This is a genomic window from Chryseobacterium sp. T20 (assembly GCF_047345655.1).
GTDB lineage: Bacteria > Bacteroidota > Bacteroidia > Flavobacteriales > Weeksellaceae > Chryseobacterium.
In genome coordinates this window covers 242,618-251,465 of sequence record NZ_JBLFDU010000007.1, presented here as the reverse complement: position 1 = coordinate 251,465, position 8,848 = coordinate 242,618, and the positions used below count along the sequence as shown (strand labels likewise).

Genomic DNA, 8,848 nt, shown 5'->3' with positions numbered 1-8,848 from the left:
GGTGGAAATGGCTATTTTAAGACTTCCCTTTTTGACAATGGAACCTAAATAAAAATCACATAGATCCGGCTTGTCGGCAATATTGACCAGTACATTCTTATTCTGAGCTTTTTCTCTGATTTCTCCTGCCAGTTCAATATCATTTACCGCAATAATGGCCAGATCAGCATCATTAAAATCATGATCGTCATAGGCTCTTTCGTGCATTATAATATTGGAAAACTGAGTTTGTAAGGTTCTGACTTCGGGGATAATCTCTTTGGCTACCAGTTTGATGGAAGTTTCCGGTGAATTACCCAGTACAGATTCCAGTTTTTCCAGAGCAACCTTTCCACCACCGATAATCAGTAGTGAAAGGTTTTCAAGTTTTAAAAATATGGGATATAATGAATTGCTCATCCTGATTACAGTTTTAAATCATAAGTAAAAGCGAGATAATAAAGTCCTCCGATTTCAGGGCCTGCTGCATACTGGAAATATCGGCGGTTCAGTAAATTGGTGGCTCCAATTTTAATATTCGCACGGATTTCAGGCAGCTTCCATGTTGCTTGCGCATCAATCGTATAGTAAGCCGGAATTGCTCCGGATGCTAAAGGACTTTCCCACATAAAACCGCTTTGCCATCTTGCCACAAGAGTAAACCCTATGTTTTTAACAATTTCTCTGTTTCCAACACTTACATTCACCATCCATTTCGGCGTATTAAAAGCTGTGATAAACAGGTCTGAACTATTATTGGAAGCAAGATCATTATAAGAAACATTGGTATTTACATTATAATTTCCTGTGATATTATAACGAATTCCTAAAGACGTTCCATAGCTTTTATACGTATTGTTGCTGTTGGTATAAACTCTATAACGATCCTGTTTGCTTCTATCGAGCATGGCAAGAACAGCGGTATTGCTTCCTACCTGGCTGTTTTTTGGAACTGCCACTTCTACCTGACCAAGGAATCCTTCGTAGATATTGTAATAGAAATCCCAGTCCAACACCAGTTTATTATTGAAAAAAGTAGACTTATACCCTACTTCAAATGAATTGATCTTTTCCGGTTGTAACTTCTGCAGATTGGCTACGGTTAAAAGCTGTTTGTTATCCTGAGCGGCCTGAGCCTGAGTTTTTCCGGCATCTACATCTGCATTTACTGCTGAAGTGAATTTATCAATGGAAGCTAATGTGTAAGAATTTTCCAGATAGCCTAATCCGTCATTCACTTTTGAAAGTCCGCCTACTCTTCTTACATTTCCGTTGTTCACAAAAGAAAGGGCTTCAAATAGTGATGGAAAACGATATCCGTTCTGGAAAGAAGCTCTGAAATTATGTTCTTTCACCGGAGAATAGACAACACTGATTCTTGGATTCAGTTTAGCTTCAAATTCAGGGTTTCTGTCGATACGTAAAGCCGCATTGATTTTTAATTTATCATCAAAGAAAAGCTTGGTAATCTGTGCAAAAGCCCCATATTTCTGATAAACAACATCTTTCCCGAAGGTGCCGTTGGCTAAAGGAATATTTCTTTCATTTACCGGACGGTCAAAATCAACAAAGTTGTTTCCATCCGGAGTAATGCTGTACAAACGGTAATCTACACCAGCAAGAAGGTTGAAGATCTTCACAAACCTGCTGAAGTCATAGGTCAGTTCACCCTGATAAAAGCGGGATTTCTGTTCAAGTTTTGCTCCTCCCGTTGCCGGAGCTCCTGCTACTCCTCCATTGGCTGAATCCCAGTTGTTGATTCCGATGATGGTATTTTTTAATTGCTCAAAGGCTGCAGTTCCCGGTACAACTCTGTTTTTATCTGCTTGCTGACGGGCTAAGGTGAATGCATCATTAAGATTAACTCCTGAATTAAGACTATTCTGTAGAGTCGTTTGGAATATATTTTTCCAGTTGGTATTGGAAAGGTTGGTCAGATCAAGATTATCTGCCAAAGGTTTCAGATTATAAGAATCTCCTGTATTTTCTATGGATACATAAGCTCTGAAGGTCAGTTCTTTTCCTGTGAGTTCTATTTTATGGTTTTGAACGGTAGCATTCTGCAAACGAATTTTATTTCCTCTCTGGAAAGTTCCATCCAGTAACCCATAACGATAAACATACGATGTTCTCCACTGATCTCCGAAACGGTAGTATAATCCCGCATCGAACTTGATATTTTTCACATCCGGACTTACAAGATCTTTTTCCAGATACCCTGTCCTTGAAACATTGAAAGTGGTTGGTTTTCCATTGTAGTCTACTTTTACAGCAACACGATTATTTCTTTCATCGCCGTATTTATTCCAAAGGTCTTCCGCCGGATTATTAGCCAGCGCAAAATTAGGATTGGCTGTGACCAATGATCCCGGATTCTGATCAGTCAGATTGTTCGAAATCCAGTCGGTTCCGCTGAAATACGAGGCATTGACTTTAACAGCAAAGTTTTTATTGATCACCTTGGCAAAACGTATGGCACTTTCACCTAACGAACTTATTTTATGGTTAACATTGTCTACATGATTCACTCCACCACGGAAATAAACGCTTATTCCTTCGGAAGTAAACGGATCTTTGGTCTGTAAACTTGCCAGTCCGTTAATGGCATTCATTCCATACAATGCAGAAGCGGCTCCAGGAGTAACTTCCATAGATTGAATATCTAGCTCTGTAGGTCCAATGGCATTTCCCAACGGTACTCCCAATGTTGCCGACTGTACATCTACTCCATCTACCAGCTGCATAAAACGGAAATTATTAGGTGAGTTGAAACCTCTCGAATTAGGAATCTTCAACGTAAGACTAGAGGTTAAAAGCTGCAGTCCTTTTACATTTTCCAGTGTTTCATAGAATGATGCTGCCGGACTTTCTCTGATGGTCTTGATATCAATTTTTTCAATGGCAATCGGTGATCTTAATATCTTTTCCGGAACTCTGGAGGCTGAAATTACCACATCATCAATAATGGTATTCTGAGGATTTAAGCCTATCGTTATTTTATTGGAAGGAGAAAGGATCTCAACGGTTTGACTGCTAAAACCATCTTTCTGAATAACCACTCTGAATGGAATCGTAACTCTTGTTCTGATTTTGAAGTTACCCAACTGATCCGTGAATGCGTTATCCTGTGTATTTTCGATCTGTACTTTTACGGAGTCAAGACCTTTTTGTGTATCTGTATTTTTGATGCTTCCGCTAAGCTCTATAAGCTGCTGCTGTGCTTCTGCGAAGTTAAAGAATAGAAATGTGAATGCAATAATACCTGCTTTTGGTAGAAAATTTCCCTGCTTTTTGTTTTTCATTTTTTCTTCATTTTTTAGGTTGAGAATGAAGCTGTCTGAACTTTTTAAATAAAACATAAAAGTTTTTAAACCATTAAGATTTGATAAGATTTTAAGGTATTTAAGAGTGCTTCGCATTAAAGAACAGTTCTTAAAAAATCATTGGATTTTACCTTAACTTTCCTTAATAACTTTATTGCCTTAATGGTTTGATTTATTTAAGTAGTGAACTAAGATGCTTTACTATTTCAAACAGCTTTGCTTGTATTGTTATTTGAGAATCAACAACACATACACATTCGTCCGCCTAAATGAAGAGGTTTAGTTTTTTTGTTTTTTTTCAGATCATAATGAAAATTAGCCATATAATTAATTTAAGGTATGTAAGTAACGGTATGAAAAATCACCAAATGTTTCTTCTGCAAGTCTTTTCTGTACGTAAATCCCGAAAAGTTCATCCAGCGTGGTCAGAATTTCTTCTTCACCAATATTTTCTTTAAATTTTGTATTCAGTCGCATTCCTAAGCGGTCTCCACCGATGTGAAGATTATATTTCCCATAAGCTGTACCCACAAATCCGATTTCAGCATTAGGAGATCTTCCACAACCATTTGGACAACCGGTCATACGGATGGTAATATCTTCTTCCAGCAGACCATATTTTTCAAGAATGGGTTCTATTTTCGTGACCAAAGAAGGCAAATATCGCTGTGCTTCCGCTAAAGCCAGTGAACAGGTGTTCAAGGCAACACAGGCAACAGAGTTTTTACGTAAGGCGCTTGCTCCATTGGTATATTCTGAAATTCCGTGTTCTTTTAAAATATGTTCAATTTCAGGTTTATCTTTTTCATCAATATCAGCCAGAATAAGGTTTTGGTTACAGGTAAAACGGAAATTGGATTTACCCGTTTGTGCAATTTTCAGCAACCCTGATTTTAAAGGATATTCTGACGTGTTAAGAATTCTGCCGTGCTCTACAAATACGGTATAAAACCATTTTCCTTCGTGGTTCTGAATCCAGCCATAGCGGTCTTTTCGTTGTTCAAATTTGAATTCTCTGGCAGGTTCAAAGCTGAATCCTGTTCTTTTTTCTACTTCAGCTCTGTATTGGTCGATACTCAGTTTATCAATCGTATATTTTAATCTTGATAATTTCCGGTCGCTTCTGTTTCCGAAATCTCTTTGTACTGTGATGATTTCGTAGACTGCTTTCAATACTTTTTCTTCAGTATCTACAAACCCAAGAATGGAGGCAAGACGGGCGTAAGTCGCTTCATTACCGTGGGTTGCTCCTAGTCCACCTCCGGCAGCGATATTGTAACCTACAATTTTATCATTTTCGATAATTGCAATTAAGGCAATATCATTGATGAATACATCTACATCATTATTAGGTGGAACAGCGATTCCTATTTTCAGTTTTCTCGGAAGATATCTGTTCTGATACAAAGGATCTTCCTCTGCTTTACGGTCAACCAGAAGTTCATCATCAATCCAGATGTCGTAATACGATTTAGTTTTCGGAAGACACATTTCACTGATTTTACCAGCCAGTTCATACGCTTCCTTGTGCAAAGGTGATTCCGAAGGGTTTGCAGTACAGGTTACATTTCTGTTGACGTCCCCACAAGCCGCAATCGAATCCAGATGCTGCAGATTGAAGCTCTGAATGGTAGGTCTTAAATGAGATTTTAAGATTCCATGCAGCTGAATCGTTTGTCTTGTGGTTACTTTTATCGTTCCTGAGGAATGATCTTCAGCAGTTTCATTCAATCCTACCCATTGTTCAGGAGTTAAAAAACCACCGGGAAGTCTTAATCTGATCATATAAGAGTACAGCCACTCCAGTTTTTTGGAGACACGTTCTTCCCTTCTGTCTCTGTCATCCTGTTGGTACATTCCGTGGAATTTGATGACAGTCTGGTCATCTTCTCTGATGGCTCCGGTGAAGTTGTCTGCAAGGCTTTCCTTTAAAGTTCCTCTGAGTCCGTTACTGCCGGTTTTAATTTTTTCTACCGGTGAAAGGTTCTCTTTATTGTTGTTCATAATTGTTTCCTTTAATTTTTACGGGTACTTCTTTTTAATACACATCTTTAGCATATCTACCGCTCAATTCCATTTCTTCCAGATAAACTACAGCATCTTCTTTACTGCGTTTTCCTTCATTTTGGATGATACTGAGAAGCGTTTGCTCTACATCGCAGGCCATGGGTTCTTTCGCTCCGCATACATACACAGAAGCACCACCTTCCAGCCAGTAAAATACTTCCTGGGCGTTTTGTTCCAGTCTGTGCTGAACATATACTTTCTCTGCGGTGTCTCTTGAAAAAGCAAGGTCTAAATGAGTCAGACTGCCTGTTTTAAGAAAATCCTGCAGTTCTGCCTGATAAAGGAAGTCTGACACAAAATTTCTATCTCCGAAAAACAGCCAGTTTCTTCCTTCTGCACCTGTAGCATCACGTTCCCAAAGGAATGATCTGAAAGGCGCAATCCCTGTTCCCGGACCAATCATGATGATATCTTTATCTGCTTCCGGAAGTTTGAAATGTCCTGCATCCTGAATATAAAATTCTACCTCTTCTCCCTCTTTGAATTCACTCAGAAAACCACTGCATAATCCGTTGTGTTTCTGATGATCAATAAAGAACTCCGATTTAGCTACGGTAATATGAATTTCAGTATCACCATGCGCTTCCACAGAGGAAGAAATTGAATACAGACGTGGAGCTTGCGCTGTCAATATTTGAATAATTTCTTCAAACTCATCTGCATTTTTTACAGGATAAATTCTAAGTAGATCAAGAAGGCTTAATCTTACCTCGGGAATGGAATGTCCTGTAATTTTTGCATATTGAGCCACAACAGATTTAAGCAGATAGCTGATGTTAAGATGCCTGTGCAGGAGTTCTTCTACAGAATCCGTAATTTTTGTTGTTTCTACCTGTTTCTGAGGATCAATTCCTGTGAGAGTAATGATTTCATAAACTACTTCTTTCGAATTGAACGGAATCACTCCCAAAGCGGCACCTGGTTGATAGGTAAGGGGATCTTCTGTTTCAATTTCAATATGGTAAGTCTCTTTTTCAGACGTAATATCATTCAGATTGATGATGGCTGAAACTTTTCCCTGATATTTCTTTCTTCCGGTAGATGCTTTGGGAATTGAAACATTTTTTGTATTCTGAGCAGTATTTTTATTAACCGTTTCGAATACATGCTCTATCCAATGGGAAGCTTCCTGCTCGTAATCAATATCACATTTTTTTAATGGAATAACACGTTGGGCTCCCAATATTTCAAAGCGTGAATCTACATCTTCCCCGGTTTGACAGAACAGAGGATAACTGCTGTCTCCCAATGCCAGAACTCCATATTTAAGTCCACTGAGATTAATTTCATTCTCATAGATATAATCGTAGAATTTTTTGGCTAACGCTGGTGGTTCACCTTCTCCCTGAGTACTGATAATTACAAAAAAGAACTCTTCTTTAGCCAAATCTTTAGGTTTGTATTGGGAAAGGTCGGCCAGCTTTACCTGCAGTCCTTTTTTCTTAACAATAGTTGCCAAAGCTGTAGCCAGTTTTTTACTATTTCCGGTTTCCGTACCGTAAGCCAGGGTTATTTTCTTTACAGCATTCTGTGTAGTACTATTTGCTTCCTGTGGTGGCAGAACGGCTGTGAATGATGATCCTCCGGCAATACCTGCAAGATATCCGCTTGCCCAGATGGCTTCGTCTCTGGAAAGGTCTCCGGAGATTTGTTTTAATACATTTAATTTAGTTTCAGACAGCATATTCAAAGAAATTTTGAGTGGTTGGGATGAGACTTCCGTTTTCCACTGATTTAAAATAAAGACCTTCCTGCTCGGCATTTTCAAGCCATGAAAATTCTTCATGGAGATTCACAATTTTACCCACTACCACCAATGAAGGTGAAGCAAAGTTTTTGTCCCCGAATTTTTCATTAAAATCATCAAATGATGACGTGTATACCTTTTGAAAAGGCGTTGTTGCCTGTTCAATGACTGCAATTTTTTTATCACCTGAAATCTGAAGTGCTTTCAGCTTTTCCACAAGAGGAGTAAGATTTCCTTTAGACATGTAGAAAACAAGAGTATCATTGGTTAAAGCCAGCTCTTTCCAGTATTCTTCACCTACAATTTCCGATTTATAATACGTTAGGAAACGAACGGATGTAGAATATCCTCTCGCTGTTAAAGGCATTCCCGCAAATGCTGCAGCTCCTAAAGCGGCTGTAATTCCCGGAATGATTTCGTAAGGAATATGATGTTGTTTTAAAGCCTGCAACTCATCCAGAATATTGGAGAATATAGAAACATCGCCTCCTTTCAATCTCACAATAGTTTTATTCTGAAGGGCATATTTCACCATCAAAGTATTGATATGAGACTGAGGGGTGGAAGCATTTTTGCTGCATTCTTTGCCTACATAGATGATTTCTGTGTTTTCATTAACGTAGGTTTCCAGAATTTCCGGACTTACAAGACGGTCGCATAAAATGACGTCAGCTTGTGCGATAGCTTTTACTGCTTTTACAGTGATCAGTTCAGGGTTGCCGGGCCCTGCACCGATAAGGAAGACCTTTGGTGATTTTATATTTGTTTTCATTGAAGTAGGTGTTAATTAAGGATTTAGAAGAGTCCTTCTACAGAGAGATACCTTTCTCCTGTATCGTAATTGATGGTAAGGATTTTAGCGTTAGGTTGTATTTCCGGTAAATGTTTGGCGATGGCTGCTAAAGCGGCTCCTGTGGAAACTCCTACAAAAAGGCCTTCTTTTTTAGCAGCGTTAAGAGCATATTCATAAGCTTCTTCCTTGCCTACTGTGATCACGCCATCCAGAAGGGTAATATCCAGAATGGAAGGTACAAAGCCTGCTCCTAATCCCTGTAATGGATGTGGCGCCGGGCTTCCTCCGCTTAGTACGGGAGATAATTCAGGCTCTACAGCAATTACTTTTACGTTAGGATATTTTTCTTTTACTGTTTTTGCGATTCCGGTGATGTGTCCTCCGGTTCCAACTCCTGTAATGATATAATCAAGTCCGTCCGGGAAGTCTTTTAAAATTTCCTGAGCGGTGGTTTCTACGTGTACTTTTACATTGGCAGGATTGTCAAACTGTCTTGGAATCCATGAATTAGGGGTTTCTTCAGCCAGTTCATTAGCTTTTTCAATAGCCCCTTTCATTCCTTTTTCTCTTGGAGTAAGCACGAATTCTGCTCCGTAAGCTTCCATGATTTTACGGCGTTCTATACTCATGCTTTCCGGCATGACAAGGATGAGTTTGTATCCTTTTACGGCAGCTACCAAAGCGAGTCCTATTCCCGTATTTCCGCTTGTAGGTTCTATAATGACGCTGTCTTTATTTAATAATCCTTTGGCTTCTGCATCTTCGATCATTGCTAATCCAATTCTGTCTTTAATGCTTCCGCCAGGGTTGCTTTTTTCAAGTTTGATCCAGATTTCATGATCTGAACTGAAGAGTTTATTAATTTTCACGACAGGTGTATTTCCTATCGTTTCTAATGCATTCTGAAACTTCATATCAATGTACTTTTTATTTTTGTTT

The 8,848-nt window shown here is 38.9% G+C and carries 6 protein-coding genes; all 6 read right to left on the bottom strand.

What is annotated here, in order from left to right:
• Window positions 1-399: bifunctional precorrin-2 dehydrogenase/sirohydrochlorin ferrochelatase (locus ACMA47_RS17040; RefSeq protein WP_413930739.1), on the bottom strand; the 399-nt coding region annotated here is incomplete at its 3' end.
• A gap of 5 nt (window positions 400-404) precedes the next feature.
• A complete protein-coding gene (locus ACMA47_RS17035; RefSeq protein ID WP_413930738.1) occupies window positions 405-3,281 on the bottom strand; it encodes a TonB-dependent receptor in 2,877 nt (958 codons plus the stop codon).
• A gap of 348 nt (window positions 3,282-3,629) precedes the next feature.
• Window positions 3,630-5,306: an NADPH-dependent assimilatory sulfite reductase hemoprotein subunit gene (locus ACMA47_RS17030; protein WP_413930737.1), complete on the bottom strand. Its 1,677-nt coding sequence runs from the start codon at window positions 5,304-5,306 to the stop codon at window positions 3,630-3,632.
• Window positions 5,307-5,340: 34 nt separating this feature from the next.
• A complete protein-coding gene (locus ACMA47_RS17025; RefSeq protein ID WP_413930736.1) occupies window positions 5,341-7,053 on the bottom strand; it encodes a sulfite reductase flavoprotein subunit alpha in 1,713 nt (570 codons plus the stop codon).
• Window positions 7,043-7,888, bottom strand: a complete 846-nt coding sequence (gene cobA / locus ACMA47_RS17020; RefSeq protein WP_413930735.1) for a uroporphyrinogen-III C-methyltransferase — start codon at window positions 7,886-7,888, stop codon at window positions 7,043-7,045. Before cobA ends, ACMA47_RS17025 begins: the two co-directional genes overlap by 11 nt.
• A 23-nt stretch (window positions 7,889-7,911) precedes the next feature.
• A complete protein-coding gene (gene cysK / locus ACMA47_RS17015; protein WP_413930734.1) occupies window positions 7,912-8,823 on the bottom strand; it encodes a cysteine synthase A in 912 nt (303 codons plus the stop codon).
• Window positions 8,824-8,848: the final 25 nt, after the last annotated feature.